Below are 18,097 nucleotides of genomic sequence, written 5' to 3' on the forward strand. Positions count from 1 at the left end.
CCCCCGCATAATGCGATGCGTCAGGCCTGGACCTTCACCGTGACCGGCAGGTCGTCGATGACAATGTCGCGCATCTCGGCGAGGCTGCGCTGGTCGAGCACCTCGGCGATCGCCTGCCGGACCTCGAGCATCAGATGTCGGACTTGGCATGTCGCCTCGTTGCAGTCTTCACAGCGCTGATATTGTGTGCGGCTGGCGCAGGGAATTGGCGCCAGCGGCCCGTCGAGGACGCGCACGACATGGCCGACCTTGATCTCGTCGGCCGGCCGCGCCAGGCGGTAGCCGCCATCCTTGCCCTTGCGGCTCTGGACGAAACCGGCATTGCGCAATTCGCCCAGTATGGCGTCGAGAAATTTCTTCGGAATGTTGTTGCCGGTCGCGATGTCATTGACGAAAGCGAGCTGCCCGGCCGGCATGTGCGCGAGGTGAACCAGCGCCTTGAGGCCGTACTTGCCTTTTTGGTGAGCATAGACCGAACGTTTCTCTGTCATGCGATGGCACGAGGCCATCCGTTGCGAAACGCCTGGCGAGCCTCCCCGCCGCGCCCAAGCATCCATGACACATAAATTCTAGTGACATGATATACAAGCCGAGAAACGTTGAATTTGCTTCGTTTTCAAGCCGCTGTAGCCATTTTAACCGGCCTTTGTGCCATTAAGAGCACAGAAATGCGCTCCGACGACAAGAAGGCGACAAATGGTTTCCCGCAGGAGGTCCGTGTAGCGCGCCGACTCACCCGGTGCCGGGAGCCGGTGCATGCCGTGAGCGATCATGGTGGTGGGGTGCCCGCTCATCGTCGCCTCCAATTCCCTCATGTCGATAAGGATACTATACTTACGCTCGAACACGCGGAACGGCTTGTCAATTCCGTAGCTGTTTGAGGCATGGGTTTGCCCCAGGGCAGGCCGAGGTGGAATTCTCGTTCGCAGTAGAAAGCAAACGGCGCAACGTCGGCTGCTCGCCGGCTTCGTTCCCAGGGTGGGCGGGAGCGAAGCGACGTCACGGAGATCGTGGGAGGCAGAGGCAATTTTTTGCACTGCCGTGACCAAATCTCTGCCCACGGATGATATGGCTGGTGGAGCCCGCCATATCAAGCCTGCAGTGAGTTTCGAGGTTTCTCAGAGAAGTTTATTTGCGATAGCCATGCGTGCCTTGATGGCCCCTGAGGTATTCTTGGGTCGCTCGATAAATGTCACAAAGGCACCGACGGCAGCCTCTATAGACGAAGCGGCGGTAAACGCGCTAAACTTCCGAGCTTCCCGAATGATGATCGCAATGTTCGTTTCGGGGTCCTTAAGTTGGTCTATCGTATATCCTATTCCTAGGCCGGCCTTTCTATTACACTGGAAGAGGCCATAGCTTTCTTCCGGCGCGGGTGACTTGGCGTTCGGATCCAGGCCAGACTCCCCAATCGCGTTCGCCAGAACCGCTATGAGTTGCTGATCCTTGGTGAACCCGGCTCGCTGAAAGCGGTCTACGATCAGGTCGCCATATTTCTGAAGGTCTTTCTTAACACCCGCCGCAGTCATGTCGTAGCGATTGGCGGCGCCGATGGGTATCAGCGTTTCCACGGTTCGTATGGCGGCTATCCGGGGCACCGCGTATGGGGCTTCATTGACGCCATTCGTCTGGTTTCCAGCAAGCACCATCACTTGGTCGCCGGCGTCGGAAAACCGGGTAAAGAAGCCAACGTGGCCTATGGCGTCTGTACCAGCGGAGGCCGTCAGAACCACCACCGCGCCGGCAGGTATCTCGTGGCTGCCCAAAGGAATGCTTGTCGTTCCCCAATTCTTCCAACTGTCGGCCGCGGCCGCTCCCTTGGGCGGCGTCAAGCCTGCCTGCTTGACGCAGAAAGCTACAAACGCACCGCACCAGGCCGGAATGGGGTCGCCGACCGGCCCAAAGTCCGTCGCAGCGAAGTAGCTCTTGATGCGATCGGGTTGGCTGGCCTCGGTCACGCCCGCCTTCATTTCCGCTTTGGCGACATCCAGCCAGGGGGCCGCTTCCGCAGGTTCCCTCGGCAGCTCGTCACCCGCCAAGGTGCGGATCTTGTCGAATGCGGTGTTGAGCAGATCAGCCAGGACCGATTGAGTGGCGGCGACGAACTGCGGAACCGTCATCGTGTCTTTCACGGTGCTGAATTGCGGGCGCGCCTTGATCGCCGCCAGGTGGTCACCGATGACGGCCGAAACCAGCGCGCTCTGGTCCGATTCACTGCGACGAATATCCGCGGCCGTCTTCGGGTCGGCCAGGTAGCAGTGAAACAGATCCAGGTAACTAGGCACAAATGCCGGTTTGGCGCCGGCTTGAGGGGGGCGGGGACATAAAAGTGCTGAAAGCTTTTCCGTCTGTATGCATCCGGCAGGCTGCCGCATAAACTTGCGGCATGGGGTAAATGAAGTCGTGAGGTTGAAAGTCGGCGGCGGCTACGAGTCCGCTGGCGCGGAAATCATCCCATTCCGTCTGCAGCAGACCGAAAGGTCCCGTCACGCGCGGAGCGTCGAAGTGGGTCACTGTCATCCCGGTTTCGAACAGAGCCCTTGCAATGATGAAATCAGCGGTGACGAACCACGGTGCGATCGCTGGGTCGCTGTTCATGCTGCGGTCGACCAGCGTGCACTGGCGAACAAAGCTCTCCGGGTCCATCGGTGGCAGAACAGGATCGGCAACCTCACTTGCATTGCCAAGCGGTATCCAGCCATCGAGCACACCCGGTGGGATGAGGATGTTGATCCATGGCTTTCCGTCTTCATCGCTGGCGGTCTTGCCAGTGCCGAACATCACAACCCCCGTGCCAAGCACGTCGAAGGGATCCGCGGTCTTGGATGGAGTCGCTCTTATGGAAGTCAGTCGCTGCAGCTTGTAAGCCATGTCGCTATTCCTCCCCTGGCAGCGGCGGCAGTTTCGAAAGTGCCAGAATGAAGTCTGTTGTCAGTTGGTCGGACAGTTGCGGGTCGGTCAGGGTGAGATTTTTCTCGACCGCCTTTCTTGCCTGCGGGATCTTGGCACGCACGGCTTGTTGGTCAGCTCCTGCTGGCAACCTGCTTCCCTCCGGCAGCGCGCGATTGATCAGGACTATCACGTCGGTTACCCCCTCGGGGTAGGTCTCCTTTTCATAGAAGTTAGCAAACTTCGTCTGCTTGTTCGGATTACAGGAGACATACCCATTTGCGATCGTCATTTCGCCATCGGTGAGTTTTCCAGTCAGTTTCGTTGACGCATCTGAACGAGCCTTTAGCCATTGCTGGTATGCAATGATCCGTGCGGCAGTCTTCGCTGTCGGCTTTGCCTGCTCGGCGCTGGGAGCGCAAAGCTTGCCGAGTACACCTTTGATATAAGGCTCGCTGAAGGCGGTCTTGGGATTGGCGAGAATGATCGCGTATTGAGGACCCGTTGGTGGGACTTTGGTCGGACGGGGCTCGACCTTCCCGGCGGGCGCCATGGGAGCGCCGATGACGGCGGTGTCCACCAGGGGCGACGTGTTATCGAGCGCGTCTGTGCCTCCCTGGGCATAGGTGGTCAGGGTGTTGTTGATCTCGGTCTCGATCGTGAACGGCATGCAGATGCGCAAATATTGCCGCAGCGCGTACACTGCCTGAGGTCTGGTTCCGATGGATTTTGTACGCAGGTCGTCCCGGAAACGGGTCTGGTTGCTCAAGACGATGGACTGCACCGTGGAGTGGTTGACCTCCATCAGCAGCCTCGAATTTACATTGTTGAAGGTTTCCCGGGCAAAGCCGAGCGCGGTCCCGACTAGGCTTATGGCCAGCGAACCGGCCTTCGTGGCGATCAGGACGGCTTCCGTCGCCGTCTGCGTGTCGCTGATTTGATCCAGAACCGCGCCATTGGACCGCCGTCTTGCGTCGAGCCAGGCGAGATACCCGTCGCAACGCTCGTCAATATCGTTCATGCCTGCCTGGACGAAAGTATTCCAGTCCACGGCGCAATTGACGCTTCCGGCCTGCTGGCAGATGTATCGGACGTAGTCATTCTGCGAGGTAGTCTGCTTTGGCAGGGTCGAATAGCCCAGCTCCGTCCCTATTCCGGAGTCGAAGTACTGGCGATCCGCGTTGCTGCAGCCTTGTAAGACAACAGCAATCATTACGCCAACGAACATGCGTGAGCGCCACATAAGATTGTCCCCGATTTTAGGTGATAAGGTATTTGGATGAGGGGGGAGAACAATCCGCCCGCGCGCTTGTCCCCAAGATTGTTTTCTCTTGTGGACAATTCTCGGAAGTTGAGCCGAAAAAGTACCGTCCATATCTGGCCGGCATCTTGCGCAGGGCAGCGCAATTTCCAGATTTACATCGCGGGAACAAGTACATGGCGATCGTCGTTATCTCCTGGGGCGATGACGCCCGGTTTGCCGAAACGACCCTGACCAATGAATTGCCAGGCAGCTTTTCACTTCGGATCGCCTTCCTGAGGGCGTCTCCGGGCGGCTCGCTGATAAGCCCGCCGTCATCAGAAGGCCGCTACGGCTGGTGAGACAGTTGAAGAGGAATGCGGTCGACGCGAGGATGCCGGGCGGCATCGCATGATGGGCTCGCTGCGCGCCACAGCCGCCCCATCCGCCTTGGCGGCAAGTCATCGACAGCTTTTTTCCAACAAACCCACCTTCGTTGGAAGGATTTAACTCTACAAGAACGATAGAATTAGCGGACTATCATAGGGCAATCCGGTTTTCTCTGTTTTCATGGAGCCCTTGATGTCCACCATTTCGCGACGCATTCTCCTTCTGTCGTCGGCCGCGCTTGCTGGTGCTGCCTTCCTCAGCCCGGCCTTGGCCGACGATTTGAAGATCACCATCGGCTACCAGACCGTGGTCGAGCCTTCCAAAGTGCCGCAGGGATGACGGCGTCTATGAAAAGGCGACCAAGGCCAGCATCGACTGGCGCAAATTCGATTCCGGCGCCGATGTCATCGCTGCGGTCGCCTCCGGCTCGGTCGATATCGGCTATGTCGGTTCGAGCCCGCTGGCGGCGGCGGCGAGCCGCGAGCTGCCGATCCAGACCATCTTCGTCGTCGGCCTGATCGGCCCGTCCGAAGCGCTGGTCGCCCGCAACGGCGCCGGCATCGAGAAGGTCGCCGACCTCGCCGGCAAGAAGGTCGCCGTGCCCTTCGTCTCGACCACGCATTACAGCCTGCTTGCCGCGCTGAAGCATGAGAATGTCGATCCGAAGTCGGTGCAGATCCTCAATCTGCGGCCGCCGGAAATCGCCGCCGCCTTCGCACGCGGCGACATCGACGCGGCTTACGTCTGGGATCCGGCGCTGGGCCAGATCAAGACATCAGGCAAGGTGGTGCTGGATTCCTCGCAGGTCGCCGCCTGGGGCGCGCCGACCTTCGACGCCTGGATCGTGCGCACCGACTTTGCCGAGAAGAATCCGGAAGCGGTGCGCGACTTCGTCAAGGTGACGGGCGCCGCCTATGCCGAGTACCTCGCCAAGCCCGACGCCTGGTCGGTGTCGTCGCCTGAGGCCGGCAAGATCGCCAAGCTCACCGGCGCCAAGCTGGAAGAGGTGCCGGAGCTGCTGAAGGGCTATGTCTTCCCGACGCTCGAAGAGCAGGCTTCCGACAAATTCCTCGGCGGCGGCACGGTCAAGGCGGTCGCGGCGGCCTCCGCCTTCCTCAAGGAGCAGGGCAAGGTCGACGCCGTGCTCCCGGACTATTCGAAATATGTGACATCGAAATACGTCACCGAGGCGCTGGCTTCCAACTGAACCCAAGTGCTGAAGCGTCCCTGCATGTCCTGACGGGCGTGCGGCGGCGCTCAAATGGCTCGCGCGCTCCTTCCCCGACGCCGCGTGCTGCCTGCCCCGGAACCGCTGACGAGGAGCCGTTCCGGGGCAGTCGGATTTCAACAGACCTCCTGCGAGGGCTCATGCCGCATCTCGTGCTCGACAAGATCTCGATCCATTATGACGGTCAGCCGGCACCCGCCGTCGAGCGGGTTTCGATCGACGTTGCCGGGGATGATTTCGTCGTGCTTGTCGGCCGTTCCGGCTGCGGCAAGACCTCGCTGCTCAACGTCGCCGCCGGGCTGGTTACGCCGGCACGGGGCAGTGCCACGATCAACGGCCAGCCGATCACGGCACCCGGCTCGGATCGCGCCGTGGTGTTCCAGAACGATGCGCTGTTTCCCTGGCTGACCGCGCGCGAAAATGTCGCCTTTGCGCTGCGCCTACGCGGTGTCAGCCCGGCCGAGCGGGCGCGACGCGCCGACGAATTGCTGGACTTGGTGAAGCTCACCGACGCCGGCGACAAGCGCATCTGGGAGCTTTCCGGCGGCATGCGCCAGCGGGTCGGCCTTGCCCGCGCGCTCGCCGCGGAACCACAATTCCTGCTGCTTGACGAGCCGCTCGGCGCGCTCGATGGGCTGACGCGCGAGCGCATGCAGACGACATTGCTCGACCTCTGGACGGCAAGCCATGCCGGCGTGCTGATGGTCACGCACGGTATCGAGGAGGCGCTGGTGCTCGCCACCCGCATCGTCGTGCTGGCTCCGAGCCCGGGCCGCGTGGTGCGCACCTTCGAACCGGGCTTCTCCAGGCGCTATGCCTCGGGCGAGGCCATCCGCGCCATCAAGGCCGACCCGGCCTTTGCGGCCGCGCGCGGCGAACTGACCGACGCCATCTTCGAGGGAGAGGCGGCATGACCATTTCCTCCTACACCGAGCGGCCAGGCTCCAGCACCGAAGAGACCGACGGCCTGTCGGTGCCGTGGTCGCGGCCGAGCCCGAAACGCCGGGGCGTTTCGGCGCGCATGATCAGCGCGGTCACCATACTGGTGGTGCTGGCGGCATGGGCGCTGTCGGCCCGCCTGCAACTGGTGTCGCCGGTGTTCCTGCCCTCACCCGTCGCGGTGTGGAACAAATTCATCGTCGTTGTCAGAGACGGCTTTGTCGACGCGACGCTTCTGCAGCACACTGTCGCCAGCCTGGGTCGCGTGTTTGCAGCACTCGTCGCCGCCCTGCTCATTGGCGTGCCGGTGGGTCTCGCCATCGGCATCAGCACCGTCGGCCGCGGCATCTTCGATCCGCTGCTGGAATTCCTGCGGCCGATCCCGCCGCTCGCCTACCTGCCGCTGGTCATCATCTGGTTCGGCATCGGCGAGCCGTCGAAAATCCTGGTGATCACTATTGCCATGCTGGCGCCGGTGGCGCTGTCGACCGCTTCGGGCGTTCGCGGCGTCTCGCAGGAGCGCATCAACGCCGCGCGCTCGCTTGGCGCGACCAAGCGCCAAGTGGTCCGCCACGTCATCCTGCCCAGCGCGCTGCCGTCGATCCTGACCGGCCTGCGCATCGCGCTCGGCGCCGGCTGGTCGACATTGGTCGCGGCCGAACTGGTGGCAGCGACGCGCGGCCTTGGCTTCATGATCCAGTCGGCGGCGCAGTTCCTGGTCACCGACGTGGTGATCATGGGCATTCTGGTGATCGCGGCCATCGCCTTCGTGCTCGAATTCACCATCCGCCGGATCGAGCGCGCGCTCGTCCCGTGGGCGGGACGCGAATGATCAACCCAGGAGGCTCGACATCCATGGCCCATCCAGCCCCGGCATTGTTCGCTTTCTTCGCGACCCGGCTGCGCCTGACGCGGGAAACCAGGAAACCGCTCGACGACGCCGAGCGCAAATCGCCGGCACCGGTGCGCTGGGACGCCGAGCGCGACCGCCTGCCGCCACGCGACGAGAGTTTTTACTGGGCCTGGCAGTATTGGTCGCAGTGAGGGGCACACCAAGACAGCGACAATGACGAACGTCGCGCTCCGTCGCGCCCCCCTCTGTCCTGCCGGACATCTCCCCCACGAGGGGGAGATTGGCAGCGTCAGCGCCGCGCTCTCTTCTACAACGTTGGCAGTTGGCGAAAGCCGCGGTAACAGCCGATCTCCCCAAGTGGGGGAGATGCCCGGTAGGGCAGAGGGGGGCGCTGTCCCGCCAAAGGGAGAAATCAATTCCATCCTTTCGCCCTAACTCGCAAAATAGTTCCTCTACTAAATTTATAGAACTACCTAGCCTTGTCCCTCATCCAACCGGCGAGGACATTTCCCGGCGCCGATCCGCAGCGAAGGAGAGGGACCCATGTTCAATCTGACGAGACGCGTTTTCGGCATTGCCCTTGTCGCCGCGACAGTGGCCCTGTCGTTCGGCGCCGCAGCCCAGGAGTTGAAGCAACTCAACATCGGCTACCAGAAAACCGGCCTGCCGGTGATCGCCCGGCAGCAGCAGGTGATCGAGAAGGCGCTGAGCGACAAGGGCGTCACCGTGAAGTGGGTCGAGTTCACCGCCGGGCCGCCATTGGTCGAAGCGCTCAATGTCGGCGCCATCGACGCCGGCTGGACCGGCGACGCGCCGCCGATTTTCGGCCAGTCGGCCGGCGCCAACATCGTCTACGCGGCGGCACTGCCGTCCAATGGCGACGGCGAGGCGATCTTCGTCAAGCCGGCCTCGCCGGTGCAGTCGGTCGCCGACCTCAAGGGTAAGCGCGTCGGCGTCGGCAAGGGCACTTCCGCGCACAACCTGCTTGTGGCCGCGCTGGAGAAGGCCGGCGTTTCATACGATCAGATCACGCCCATCTATCTCAGCCCCGCCGATGCGGCCGCCGCCTTCGCCAGCGACCAGATCGATGCCTGGGCAGTCTGGGACCCGTTCTTCGCCATTGCCGAAACGCGCTACCAGCCGCGCGTGCTGGCCCGCTCCAGCGAGGTGCTCAAGGTCAACACCTATTTCCTCGCCAACAAGGATTTCGCCAAGGCGCATCCCGAAATCGTCACCACCACCATCGCCGCACTCGGCGAGGCGGCGAAATGGGCGGACCAGAACCGCGACAAGGTGGCCGAGGCGCTGCATGAGGTGACCGGTGTGCCGCTCGACGCCCAGACCATCGCCGCCAACCGCAGCAAATTCGGCATCTTTCCGATCACCGACGAGATCGTCGCCAGCCAACAGGCGACCGCAGACCGCTTCTTCAAGCTCGGCCTGATCCCGAAGGCCGTCCGCATCTCCGACGCCGTTTGGACCGCGCCAGGCAATTGATCTTTTGTCTCGCGGCGCCGGGTGAGACCGCCCGGCGCCGTTGCCGTTTGTGCCTACATCTCCAGGAAGTCCGCCATGACAAAGCCAGCCAGCCCGCTTGATTTCTTCTGGTTCATCCCGACGCATGGCGACGGCTCCTACCTCGGTTCCGAAGAGCAGCAGCGGCCGCCGGAATTCGGCTACTTCAAGGAGATCGCCCAGGCGGTCGACCGGCTCGGCTTTCCCGGCGTGCTGTTGCCGACCGGCCAGAATTGCGAGGATTCCTGGATCACCGCGACGGGCCTCGCGACGCTCACCGAGAAACTCAAATTCCTGGTGGCGCTGCGGCCCGGCGTGACGCTGCCGACCTTCGCCGCGCGCCAGACCGCCGCACTCGACCGGTTGAGCAATGGCCGGCTGCTGCTCAATGTCGTGGTCGGCGGCAATCCGACCGAGCTTGCCGGCGATGGCGTCTTCCTGCTGCATGACGAACGCTACGCCCAGGCGCATGAATTCCTGACCATCTGGCGCGGCCTCGTATCGGGCGAGCGCGTCAATTTCGATGGCAAGTACTACCGCGTCGAAAATGGCCGCCTCGATCTTTTGCCGAGCCAGGAGCGGCCGCCGCTCTATTTCGGCGGCTCGTCCGACGCCGGGCAGGATCTCGCCGCCGACCTCGTCGACATGTACCTGACCTGGGGCGAGCCGCCGGCCCAGGTCGCCGAGAAGCTCGCTTCAGCGCGCAAGAAAGCAGCGCTGCGTGGCAGGAAACTGCGTTTCGGCATCAGGCTGCATTTCATCGTCCGCGAAACCGAGGAGGAAGCCTGGCGCGCCGCCGACCGGCTGATCAGCCATGTCACCGACGCCCAGATCGAGAATGCGCAGGCGCGCTTCCTCACCCAGATGGACTCGGTCGGCCAGCGCCGCATGGCCGAACTGCATGGCGGCCGCCGCGACAGGCTTGTCGTGGCGCCCAATCTGTGGGCCGGCGTCGGCCTGGTGCGCGGCGGCGCCGGCACCGCGCTGGTCGGCACACCGGAGCAGATCGTCGAACGCATCCGCGAATACCAGGCGATCGGCATCGATACCATCATCGGCTCCGGCTATCCGCATCTCGAGGAAGCCTACCGCGTCGCCGAGCTTCTGTTCCCGCGCCTCGGGCTCGGCACCAGACGGCAGCGGGCGCATCGCGACATCGCCAATGAATTCTCGGTCGGCTTCCATGGCGCCGCCCGCCTGCAGGCCTCGTCATGAGCTTTTCCGCGCGCCTCCACGCCAACGCCATCGGCTGGGTGCTGCCGGTGCTGGTCATCGCCGGCTGGGAGATTGCCAGCCGCGCCGGCGTCATGCCGGCCAATGTCCTGCCGGCGCCTAGCGCTGTCGCCGAGGCCTTTTGGCGCCTGACGCTGTCGGGTGAACTGATCCGCAACATCGGTGTTTCCACGGCGCGCGCCCTTGCCGGCTTCGCCGTCGGCGGCTCGATCGGCTTCGCGCTCGGCCTCGCCAACGGTCTGTCGCGGCTCAGCCGCGCCTGACCGACACCACGCTGCAGATGATCCGCAACATACCGCATCTGGCGCTGATCCCGCTCGTCATCCTGTGGTTCGGCATCGACGAGGAGGCAAAGCTGTTCCTGGTGGCGCTCGGCGTGTTCTTCCCGATCTACGTCAACACGCTGCTCGGCATCCAGAGCGTCGATCCGCAGCTGGTCGAGATGGGCCGCGTCTACGGCATGGACCGGCGCGCGCTGTTCTTCCGCGTCATCCTGCCCGGCGCGCTGCCGGCGATCTTCGTCGGCCTGCGCTATGCGCTCGGCATCATGTGGCTCACGCTGATCGTCGCCGAGACCATCTCGGCCAGCTCGGGCCTCGGCTACATGGCCATGCAGGCGCGCGAATTCCTGCTGATCGATGTCGTCGTGCTGTCGATCCTGATCTACGCGCTGCTCGGCAAGCTCGCCGACAGCCTTGCCCGCCTGCTCGAGCGGCTGTCGCTCGGCTGGCATCCCGCCTTCCAGAACGGATGAGGTTCCGATGCCAGCCGCCAGCCTGACCGCCGCCCGTTCCTTCGTCGCCGCGCCAGTGCCGGCACGCCCGGCGATCGCGGTCGAAGGCCGCCGCGCCTTCGCCTTCAAGGGCGTGGAAAAACGCTTCGGCGACAAGATCGTGCTCGACGGCATCGACCTCGACGTGCCGGCCGGGCAGTTCGTCGCCGTCATCGGCAAGAGTGGCTGCGGCAAGAGCACGTTGCTCAGGCTGCTGGCCGGGCTCGACCGGCCGACATCGGGATCGCTGACGCTGGGCGCCGAGGAAGAAGGCCACAGCCGCACCCGCTTCATGTTCCAGGAGCCGCGCCTGCTGCCCTGGGCCAGCGTGGTGAAAAATGTCGAGGTCGGGCTGACCGGCATCGCTGCCGGCGCGGACGCAAGGCAACGCGCGCTCGACATTCTGGGCGAGGTCGGCCTTGCCGATCGCGCCGATGAATGGCCCTCGGTACTGTCCGGCGGCCAGAAGCAGCGCGTCGCGCTCGCCCGCGCTTTGGTCGGCCACCCGCAGATCCTGGCGCTCGATGAGCCGCTCGGCGCGCTCGACGCGCTGACCCGCATCGAGATGCAGCAATTGCTGGAACGCATCTGGCTCGCCCAGAAATTCACCGCCGTGCTGGTCACCCATGATGTCGCCGAGGCGGTCGCGCTCGCCGACCGGGTGGTGGTGATCAGCGAAGGCCGGATCGCGCTCGACCTGGAGGTGCCAGTCGCCCGGCCGCGCCGGCGCGGTTCAGCCGAACTCGCCCGGCTTGAGGGCACGATATTGGACCGGCTGTTCGGGTAGGGCTGTCGGGGCAAGGACATCCTGTCCGAACCGGATAGATAGGTAACAGAATCGACCGGTAGCATGGGTGATGGTTTTCTTGCTCGCCGGGTTGTTGCTGTCTTGCGACAGCGCGATTGACGAGCGGCTTCCCCCACTCCGTCGCTGCTTCGCAGCGCCACCTCTCCCCTCCGGAGGGAGAGGAAGGGAGCCAGCCGGCATAAGCTCGCGCATTTCCTCTCCCCCGTCGATCGGGGGAGAGGTGTCGAGCGAAGCTCGACGGAGTGGGGGTCGACCTTTTATCGCCACTCACCTCTACCGGTTCGCCCACACCAGCCCGGCCAGCCCAACCAGCATCGCGACCAGACCAATATAGAGCCATTGCGACTGGCCGGTCATGAAGCTGCCGCCGACGACGCCGATACCTTGCAGCGACCACAGCGCACCGATGGCCAGCACAATCAAGGCCAGCAGATTTTTGGTCAGTCTCATTGTCGGATCTCGCTTTTCAAGTCGATCGTTCGCGGCGTCGTGACCGTGATGAAAGAGCCAAAGGAAGAAGCTCAATCACGCCGGATTCTACTTGGATAATAATCCGATATCTTGTCAAAGCGATCTCCAATATCGGCCCGAAGATCATCGAGAATTGATCACATCGCGGCGGGAAATCCCTGACAGACTGTTACCCGCTGACTCCAAACGTGTGATCTCGCCACGGAACGGACAGATGCTTGCCGCATTTCCTGCCTTATTCGACACCTAACGGCTGGGGTCTGTCAAAAACGGAGCCATCCCCAAGAGATGAAGAACCTAAACCAGACCGCGCTTGTCGCGGTAACGATCGCTGCTGGCCTGATGGTCGGCGCTTCCGCCACTTCGGCAACCGCCGCCGCCGGCCAGTGCGGCCGCGCCTCCTGGTACGCGCTGCACTCGAAGACCGCATCGGGCGAGCGCATGAACCCTTCGGCGATGACCGCCGCCCACCGCACACTGCCGTTCGGCACCAAATTGCGGGTCACCAACCAACACAACGGCCGCAGCGTCATCGTGCGCATCAACGATCGTGGTCCTTTCATCAGGGGACGCATGCTCGATCTGTCCAAAGGTGCCGCAGGCCAGCTTGGCTTCATCAGCTCCGGCCAGACCGCTGTCTGCGTGGCGCGCGTCTGAGCCTACTCCTGTGTCCGGCAGCAGGGCCGGACACATATCGTTCACATTTCGGCGCTGCACATTGAGCCGGCTCGGCCATTCCAGGCGGATTTGCAAGCCTTTGCACGAAAGAACGATTGATCACGCCACGTGACGTATTGCATCGCAGCAATTAGTTGTTAACCTCGCCGCGAGACATTTGAGGCTCGGCGCTGCTCGTCGTCCCTTCGGTCGAGGCAGCTGCGGGGTAGTCGATGTTCTATCAGCTCTATGAATTGAACCATGCGGCGCTGCAGCCGGCGCGGCTCTATGCCGACGCGGTGCGGATGTTCTACGCCAACCCGCTCAATCCGGTTTCGCACACGTCTTGGGGCCGTTCGATCGCGGCGGGCGCCGAACTGTTCGAGCGCACCACGCGCCGCTACGGCAAGCCCGTCTTCGGCCTCGACAAGACCGTCGTCGACTGGAAGAGTGTCGCGGTCACCGAAAAGACCGTGTGGTCGAAGCCGTTCTGCAATCTCGTGCGCTTCGAGCGCGCGGTGCCCGCCGGCCGCAAGCCGGATCCGAAGCTCCTGATCGTGGCGCCGATGTCGGGCCATTATGCCACGCTGCTGCGCGGCACGGTGGAAGCGATGCTGCCCTATGCCGATGTCCACATCACCGACTGGGTCGATGCCCGCATGGTGCCGCTGGCCGACGGCAGCTTCGATCTCGACGACTATATCGACTACATCATCGACATGTTCCATGCGCTCGGCCCCGACACCCATGTGATGGCGGTGTGCCAGCCTTCCGTGCCGGTTCTGGCGGCGGTGGCGCTGATGGAGACCAAGGGCGACCCCTTCGTGCCGTCGACCATGACCCTGATGGGCGGGCCGATCGACACCCGCTGCAACCCGACCGCGGTCAATCTGCTGGCCGAGGAGAAGGGCATAGACTGGTTCCGCGACAATGTCATCATGCGCGCGCCCTGGCCGGTGCCGGGCTTCGGTCGCGAGGTCTATCCCGGCTTCCTGCAGCTGTCCGGCTTCATGAGCATGAACCTCGACCGCCACATCATCGCCCACAAGGACTTCTTCATGCACCTTGTGAAGCATGACGGCGACAATGCCGAAAAACACCGCGACTTCTATGACGAATATCTGGCTGTCATGGACCTGACGGCGGAATTCTATCTGCAGACCGTCGACACCGTGTTCGTACGTCATGCCCTGCCCAAGGGCGAGATGACGCATCGCGGCACCCGCATCGATACATCAGCCATCCGCAACGTCGCTCTGTTCACGGTCGAGGGCGAGAACGACGACATATCGGGCCTTGGCCAGACCAGGGCGGCGCAGGATCTGTGCGTCAACATCCCGGCCGACAAGAAGGCGCATTACGTGCAGCCGGCGGTCGGCCATTACGGCGTCTTCAACGGCTCGCGCTTCCGCTCCGAGATCGTGCCGCGCATCGTCGACTTCATCACCAGCTATGGCCGCCAGAACCGCGTAGCGGTGAAGCCGAGGCTGGTCCGCACCGCCAGGCGATAGGAATTCCAGACAAAATCGGCCGTCGGCCCGATTCTGTTGCACAATAGACGCTGTCCCTCCCCGCGGGTAACCATGCTGGCAATCAGCCCGTCGCCGTAATTGACACGGACTGTCAATCGCCCTTAACGTTTCGTTAACAACAGGGTGAGCGGGGACAATGAATTCCTCAACAATGGCGAGAAGGCTGCGCTTGTGCGTGGCTGCGGCCGGTCTGGCCGCCACGGCAAGCTGGCCGGCAATGGCGGCCGGAGCGATGGCGACCGGGGGCATCACCTCGCAGCCGATCGGCCACTATGATTTCTGCAAGCTGCACCCCGGCGAATGCTCGATCCGTCCGAGCAACCTGGCACCGGCCAGGATGACCAATGGGCTGATGCGCAAGCTCGCCGGCGTTACCGCCAGGGTCAACGCCGCCGTCAAGCCGATGAGCGACATGGACATTTACGGCAAGGACGAGGTCTGGGCCTATCCCGACAAGGGCGTCGGCGATTGCGAGGACTACGTGCTGGAAAAGCGCCGCCGGCTGTCCCACATGGGCATCTCGCTGTCCGATCTGCTGATCACGGTGGTGCGCAAGCCCGACGGCGAAGGCCATTCCGTGCTGACCGTGCGCACCGACAAGGGCGACTATGTGCTCGACAATCTGACCGACAAGGTCAAGGCCTGGGACCAGACCGGCTACCGCTTCCTCAAGCGGCAGGCGATCGACAACACCGGCCGCTGGGTCTCCATCCGCGGCGGCCAGCAGGTTCTGGTCGGTTCGGTGGAGTAGGGGCTTGGGGCTGCGGTTTTAGAGGCGCGGCCGTTCTTGCGAGTTTCCGTGGGCTCTGTCGACCAATCTGGCAGAGGTTAGCGCCGCCCCTCATTGCCCTGCCAGGCATTTCTCCCCGTATAGTGACGGGGAGAAAGACGCCGCCGTTTATGGTTTCGCCGATCACCACCACCGCAAATCGAGCGCCAGCGGCGCGGCTGTTGCCTTCTCCCCGCTTACGGGGGTGAGGCGTGGTCCGCGCAGCGGGCGAAAAGCCAATTGCTTGGCTTTTCGAACAACGAACGCCCGAAGCGACAGCGAAGGGCCGGGGTACCCGAAGGGCGGATGAGGGGCGGCGCCGACATGGCAAGCCGCGCACCGCGCGCCTCCCTCCGAAAAATCTTCGATCTCTCCATGAACCATTTCCGTCCACCCGGCGACACACAGCCGTGAATGACGAAACCCAACCATGGAGACTTCAAATGACTGCTTTCCTGCGTAACACCTTCCTCGCCGTCGCTGCCGTATCGGCCTTGAGCGGATCCGCTCTGGCTGGTCAGACCGACACGAGCTGCGTCAAGACCACGCTCAATGACCTTTGGGCCGGCCGTTGTTGCGGCACTGCCGGTGCGTCGGACTGCCTGGGCGGCGGCCACGACCGCGACCATAATGACAATGGCCGCCCGGGCACCAAAGGCGGCAACCCCAACGGCAGCACGGCCGGCAAGTATTGATCTCGCCACAGTTGCCCGCCGGCGCTTCGCCGGCGGGCACTGTTTTGCGATCAGGCAGACATCCGGCCGTCGCAAAATCCGGGCAAACCCGTTACTTCAGCCGGCCAAGTGCGGCGCGGATCGATGCCGTGATGCGACGCAGTTCCGCTTCGTCGAGCTTCTCGATGTTCTCGGCCAGAAGGTTGGCCAGCTCGGTGGCGGCGGGATTGAGACCCGACGTGTCGAGCCTGACACGCGGATGCGAGGCTTCGGCCAAGCGGGCCAGTTCCTCGGCATCGTCCCAGATAATGTTGAAATAGCCGATGATCTTCTGGATCAGCGTCCAGGTCGGCGCACCGCGCCGGCCATGTTCGAGCGCCGAGAGATAGGCGGCACTGACGCCGATCGCCGCCGCCATGTCCTTCTGGCTGACGCCGCGCTCGGCGCGCAGCGCCCGCAGCTTCTCGCCGAACGGCGTCATGTGCCCGGCCTCCTCATGAGCGCGCCCGCCGCAGCCTGATGTAGAGCGCGCCCGAACCGCCATGGTTGCGGGCGGCATGGTCGTGGCTGGAAACCAGCGGCCGGAACGCCGGCGTCGACAGCCAGGCCGGCACCGCGCGCCGCAGCACGCCATCGCCGCCCGAGGAAGACCCCTTGCCGGTGATGACCAGGACATAGCGGATGCCGCCGGCATGCGCCCGGTGCAGGAACGAAAACAGCAGCGAATAGGCCTCGTCCTGCGTCATCCCATGCAGGTCGACGCGGCCCTCGATCGGCAGCCGGCCTTTCGACAATTTGTCCAGTGTCGGCTCGTCGAGCCGGTGCGTGACATGCTGCACCTTCGGCTTTGCCGCACCTGCCGCATTGGCCGCGGGCTGGGCCGTCTGCGGCGCCGTCGGCTTGGCCTCGATGGCCATGTCGGGGATGTCGACGGAGGTTTTGCCCTTGAGCGGCTTGGCCGTGCGCGCCACCAGGTTCCACAACACCCGGTCGTCCTCGCTCAGCCTGTCCGGACGCTTGCTCATTTTGCGCCCCCGACCAGCGCACGCGGCACCAGCGCGTAAAAATCCGCGGCGTTGCGCACCACGCCGGCGATCTCGCCGGCCGCGTCGCCCGAGCCGGCGAACAGATCGCCGCGCGCCGGCCCGGTAATGGCCGAGCCGGTGTCCTGCGCGATCATCAGCCGCCGGAACGGTTTTGCGTCGAAAGCGGTCAGCGTCGGCGCGTCGATGTAGAACGGCGTGCCGAATGTGTGCAGCAGGCGGTCAACGGCGACCGAACGGCCCGGCGTCAGCGGCACCTTGGCGGCGGCGATCGGACCGAGGGCGGCGTCCTCGACTTCAGCCTCGCGGAAGAAGATGTAGGAGCGGTTCTGCCACAGGATCTCGTCGATGCGCTGGGGATGCGCCTTGAACCAGGCGCGGATCGACTGCATCGTCACCTCGGCCAGCGGGATTTCGCCCAGTTCGCTCAAGATCTTGCCCGGACCGGTGAAACGCTGGCCCGACTTGGCGGCGTAGGTGACGCGGCAAAGCCGGCCGTCGGTCATGGCGAGCCGTGCCGCCCCTTGCACATGGATGAAGAAGGCATCGACCTTGTCGGCCAGCCAGGCGATCTCGAGCCCTCGGTCCGCCAGCGCGCCACGCTCGATCGTCCCACGGTCGAAATACTCGGCCAGCCCGTTGTCGGTCCGGCGCGCGAAGGCAAGATAGGGATCCATCCCTTGCGGCCGGTTGGCGTCGTCGACATCGGCGAGATCGGCGGGCCGTGACAAAAGCGGCACGACAAAACGCTCCGTCCGCACCGGCGACGCCTCGACCTGCGGCTCGTAGAAGCCGGTGACGAGGCCGGCGCCGGTCTCGGGCCGGACCAGCATCGGCACAAAATGGCGCTCGAAGAAGGTTCGCGCCTCCGAGCGGCTGACAGAAGAGGCGCCCCGCGCCTCCGCATAAGCCTCGCCGAAAGTACCGAAATCGACGCCGAGCGCGCCGCTGCGATAGGGTTTTGTCAGAACATGGAAGGCGGAGCGGCGAAAAGCCTCGAAGGCCGGCAGAGGGTCGTCTTCGCCCCAGCCGGGCAGGTCGTCAAAGGATTTTTCGATGAAGAGAGGCGATAGCGACACCGGAG

General features: G+C 63.7%; 19 protein-coding genes and 2 pseudogenes. 13 read left to right on the forward strand and 8 right to left on the reverse strand.

The features are described 5' to 3' along the window. Positions 1–20 precede the first annotated feature (20 nt). The 4 genes from HB778_RS14275 to HB778_RS14290 form a co-directional block, all read right to left on the reverse strand. Positions 21–491, reverse strand: a complete 471-nt coding sequence (locus HB778_RS14275; RefSeq protein WP_183464448.1) for an RrF2 family transcriptional regulator — start codon at positions 489–491, stop codon at positions 21–23. Between the two features lie 627 nt (positions 492–1,118). Further along, positions 1,119–2,285: a TIGR02594 family protein gene (locus HB778_RS14280; protein ID WP_183464449.1), complete on the reverse strand. Its 1,167-nt coding sequence runs from the start codon at positions 2,283–2,285 to the stop codon at positions 1,119–1,121. Continuing rightward, positions 2,278–2,871, reverse strand: a complete 594-nt coding sequence (locus HB778_RS14285; protein WP_183464450.1) for a hypothetical protein — start codon at positions 2,869–2,871, stop codon at positions 2,278–2,280. The genes HB778_RS14280 and HB778_RS14285 overlap by 8 nt, the downstream gene beginning before the upstream one ends. A gap of 4 nt (positions 2,872–2,875) precedes the next feature. Continuing rightward, entirely contained in the window at positions 2,876–4,117 is a 1,242-nt protein-coding gene (locus HB778_RS14290; protein ID WP_183464451.1) for a hypothetical protein, read from the reverse strand. A gap of 47 nt (positions 4,118–4,164) precedes the next feature. Between HB778_RS14290 and HB778_RS14295 the strand changes: the two genes are divergently transcribed. From HB778_RS14295 to HB778_RS14335, 9 genes and pseudogenes are all read left to right on the forward strand, one after another. Continuing rightward, entirely contained in the window at positions 4,165–4,491 is a 327-nt protein-coding gene (locus tag HB778_RS14295) for a hypothetical protein (RefSeq protein ID WP_183464452.1), read from the forward strand. Positions 4,492–4,711: 220 nt separating this feature from the next. After that, positions 4,712–5,726: pseudogene (tauA, locus tag HB778_RS14300) on the forward strand (taurine ABC transporter substrate-binding protein). A gap of 161 nt (positions 5,727–5,887) precedes the next feature. Continuing rightward, positions 5,888–6,661, forward strand: a complete 774-nt coding sequence (locus HB778_RS14305) for a taurine ABC transporter ATP-binding protein (RefSeq protein WP_183464453.1) — start codon at positions 5,888–5,890, stop codon at positions 6,659–6,661. Beyond that, positions 6,658–7,518 carry an ABC transporter permease subunit gene (locus HB778_RS14310; protein ID WP_183464454.1) on the forward strand — a complete coding sequence of 287 codons (861 nt, stop codon included), beginning with the start codon at positions 6,658–6,660 and terminating at the stop codon, positions 7,516–7,518. Before HB778_RS14305 ends, HB778_RS14310 begins: the two co-directional genes overlap by 4 nt. Before the next feature lie 23 nt (positions 7,519–7,541). Then, complete coding sequence (locus HB778_RS14315; RefSeq protein ID WP_183465336.1) at positions 7,542–7,730, forward strand: hypothetical protein; 189 nt, start codon at positions 7,542–7,544, stop codon at positions 7,728–7,730. Positions 7,731–8,082: 352 nt separating this feature from the next. Continuing rightward, the gene (locus HB778_RS14320; RefSeq protein ID WP_183464455.1) at positions 8,083–9,036 is read left to right on the forward strand and encodes a sulfonate ABC transporter substrate-binding protein; all 954 of its coding nucleotides are present in this window, start codon (positions 8,083–8,085) and stop codon (positions 9,034–9,036) included. 75 nt (positions 9,037–9,111) lie between these two features. Further along, entirely contained in the window at positions 9,112–10,269 is a 1,158-nt protein-coding gene (gene ssuD, locus HB778_RS14325; protein ID WP_183464456.1) for an FMNH2-dependent alkanesulfonate monooxygenase, read from the forward strand. Beyond that, a pseudogene (locus HB778_RS14330) lies at positions 10,266–11,041 on the forward strand (ABC transporter permease subunit). Before ssuD ends, HB778_RS14330 begins: the two are co-directional and overlap by 4 nt. Before the next feature lie 7 nt (positions 11,042–11,048). Continuing rightward, positions 11,049–11,846: an ATP-binding cassette domain-containing protein gene (locus HB778_RS14335; RefSeq protein WP_183464457.1), complete on the forward strand. Its 798-nt coding sequence runs from the start codon at positions 11,049–11,051 to the stop codon at positions 11,844–11,846. Between the two features lie 294 nt (positions 11,847–12,140). Here HB778_RS14335 and HB778_RS14340 read toward each other — a convergent pair whose 3' ends face one another. Continuing rightward, positions 12,141–12,317 carry a hypothetical protein gene (locus HB778_RS14340; protein WP_172221835.1) on the reverse strand — a complete coding sequence of 59 codons (177 nt, stop codon included), beginning with the start codon at positions 12,315–12,317 and terminating at the stop codon, positions 12,141–12,143. A gap of 309 nt (positions 12,318–12,626) precedes the next feature. On the opposite strand from HB778_RS14340, the gene HB778_RS14345 reads away from it, so the two are divergent. The 4 genes from HB778_RS14345 (at position 12,627) to HB778_RS14360 (ending at position 15,991) form a co-directional block, all read left to right on the forward strand. Next, positions 12,627–12,995, forward strand: coding sequence for a septal ring lytic transglycosylase RlpA family protein (locus tag HB778_RS14345; RefSeq protein ID WP_095205058.1), 369 nt, complete (start codon positions 12,627–12,629; stop codon positions 12,993–12,995). 233 nt (positions 12,996–13,228) lie between these two features. Further along, positions 13,229–14,506, forward strand: a complete 1,278-nt coding sequence (locus tag HB778_RS14350) for a polyhydroxyalkanoate depolymerase (RefSeq protein ID WP_183464458.1) — start codon at positions 13,229–13,231, stop codon at positions 14,504–14,506. A gap of 157 nt (positions 14,507–14,663) precedes the next feature. Next, entirely contained in the window at positions 14,664–15,278 is a 615-nt protein-coding gene (locus HB778_RS14355) for a transglutaminase-like cysteine peptidase (protein WP_183464459.1), read from the forward strand. 461 nt (positions 15,279–15,739) lie between these two features. Next, positions 15,740–15,991 (forward strand): hypothetical protein, encoded by a 252-nt coding sequence (locus HB778_RS14360; RefSeq protein ID WP_183464460.1) that lies wholly within the window; start codon positions 15,740–15,742, stop codon positions 15,989–15,991. Positions 15,992–16,082: 91 nt separating this feature from the next. Here the strand turns inward: HB778_RS14360 and HB778_RS14365 are convergent, their stop codons facing one another. Genes HB778_RS14365 through mltA form a run of 3 tightly spaced genes read right to left on the reverse strand, consistent with a single transcriptional unit; the run spans position 16,083 to position 18,092 of the window. Then, the gene (locus HB778_RS14365) at positions 16,083–16,451 is read right to left on the reverse strand and encodes a helix-turn-helix domain-containing protein (RefSeq protein ID WP_183464461.1); all 369 of its coding nucleotides are present in this window, start codon (positions 16,449–16,451) and stop codon (positions 16,083–16,085) included. Between the two features lie 13 nt (positions 16,452–16,464). Further along, positions 16,465–16,995, reverse strand: coding sequence for a Smr/MutS family protein (locus HB778_RS14370; protein ID WP_183464462.1), 531 nt, complete (start codon positions 16,993–16,995; stop codon positions 16,465–16,467). After that, positions 16,992–18,092 carry a murein transglycosylase A gene (gene mltA / locus HB778_RS14375; protein WP_183464463.1) on the reverse strand — a complete coding sequence of 367 codons (1,101 nt, stop codon included), beginning with the start codon at positions 18,090–18,092 and terminating at the stop codon, positions 16,992–16,994. Before mltA ends, HB778_RS14370 begins: the two co-directional genes overlap by 4 nt. Between the last annotated feature and the right edge of the window lie 5 nt (positions 18,093–18,097).

Origin of the sequence: Mesorhizobium huakuii, from assembly GCF_014189455.1 — a bacterium.
In the GTDB taxonomy this organism is placed as follows: domain Bacteria; phylum Pseudomonadota; class Alphaproteobacteria; order Rhizobiales; family Rhizobiaceae; genus Mesorhizobium; species Mesorhizobium huakuii_A.

Bases quoted from the DNA above. Each gene is read 5' to 3' on its own strand.
- HB778_RS14290 (WP_183464451.1), bottom strand. From the start codon at position 4,117: ATGTTCGTTGGCGTAATGATTGCTGTTGTCTTACAAGGCTGCAGCAAC.
- HB778_RS14305 (WP_183464453.1), top strand. From the start codon at position 5,888: ATGCCGCATCTCGTGCTCGACAAGATCTCGATCCATTATGACGGTCAG.
- HB778_RS14365 (WP_183464461.1), bottom strand. From the start codon at position 16,451: ATGACGCCGTTCGGCGAGAAGCTGCGGGCGCTGCGCGCCGAGCGCGGC.
- HB778_RS14310 (WP_183464454.1), top strand. From the start codon at position 6,658: ATGACCATTTCCTCCTACACCGAGCGGCCAGGCTCCAGCACCGAAGAG.
- HB778_RS14350 (WP_183464458.1), top strand. From the start codon at position 13,229: ATGTTCTATCAGCTCTATGAATTGAACCATGCGGCGCTGCAGCCGGCG.
- ssuD (WP_183464456.1), top strand. From the start codon at position 9,112: ATGACAAAGCCAGCCAGCCCGCTTGATTTCTTCTGGTTCATCCCGACG.
- HB778_RS14345 (WP_095205058.1), top strand. From the start codon at position 12,627: ATGAAGAACCTAAACCAGACCGCGCTTGTCGCGGTAACGATCGCTGCT.
- HB778_RS14340 (WP_172221835.1), bottom strand. From the start codon at position 12,317: ATGAGACTGACCAAAAATCTGCTGGCCTTGATTGTGCTGGCCATCGGT.
- HB778_RS14315 (WP_183465336.1), top strand. From the start codon at position 7,542: ATGGCCCATCCAGCCCCGGCATTGTTCGCTTTCTTCGCGACCCGGCTG.
- HB778_RS14275 (WP_183464448.1), bottom strand. From the start codon at position 491: ATGACAGAGAAACGTTCGGTCTATGCTCACCAAAAAGGCAAGTACGGC.
- HB778_RS14285 (WP_183464450.1), bottom strand. From the start codon at position 2,871: ATGGCTTACAAGCTGCAGCGACTGACTTCCATAAGAGCGACTCCATCC.
- HB778_RS14360 (WP_183464460.1), top strand. From the start codon at position 15,740: ATGACTGCTTTCCTGCGTAACACCTTCCTCGCCGTCGCTGCCGTATCG.
- HB778_RS14355 (WP_183464459.1), top strand. From the start codon at position 14,664: ATGAATTCCTCAACAATGGCGAGAAGGCTGCGCTTGTGCGTGGCTGCG.
- HB778_RS14335 (WP_183464457.1), top strand. From the start codon at position 11,049: ATGCCAGCCGCCAGCCTGACCGCCGCCCGTTCCTTCGTCGCCGCGCCA.
- HB778_RS14370 (WP_183464462.1), bottom strand. From the start codon at position 16,995: ATGAGCAAGCGTCCGGACAGGCTGAGCGAGGACGACCGGGTGTTGTGG.
- HB778_RS14320 (WP_183464455.1), top strand. From the start codon at position 8,083: ATGTTCAATCTGACGAGACGCGTTTTCGGCATTGCCCTTGTCGCCGCG.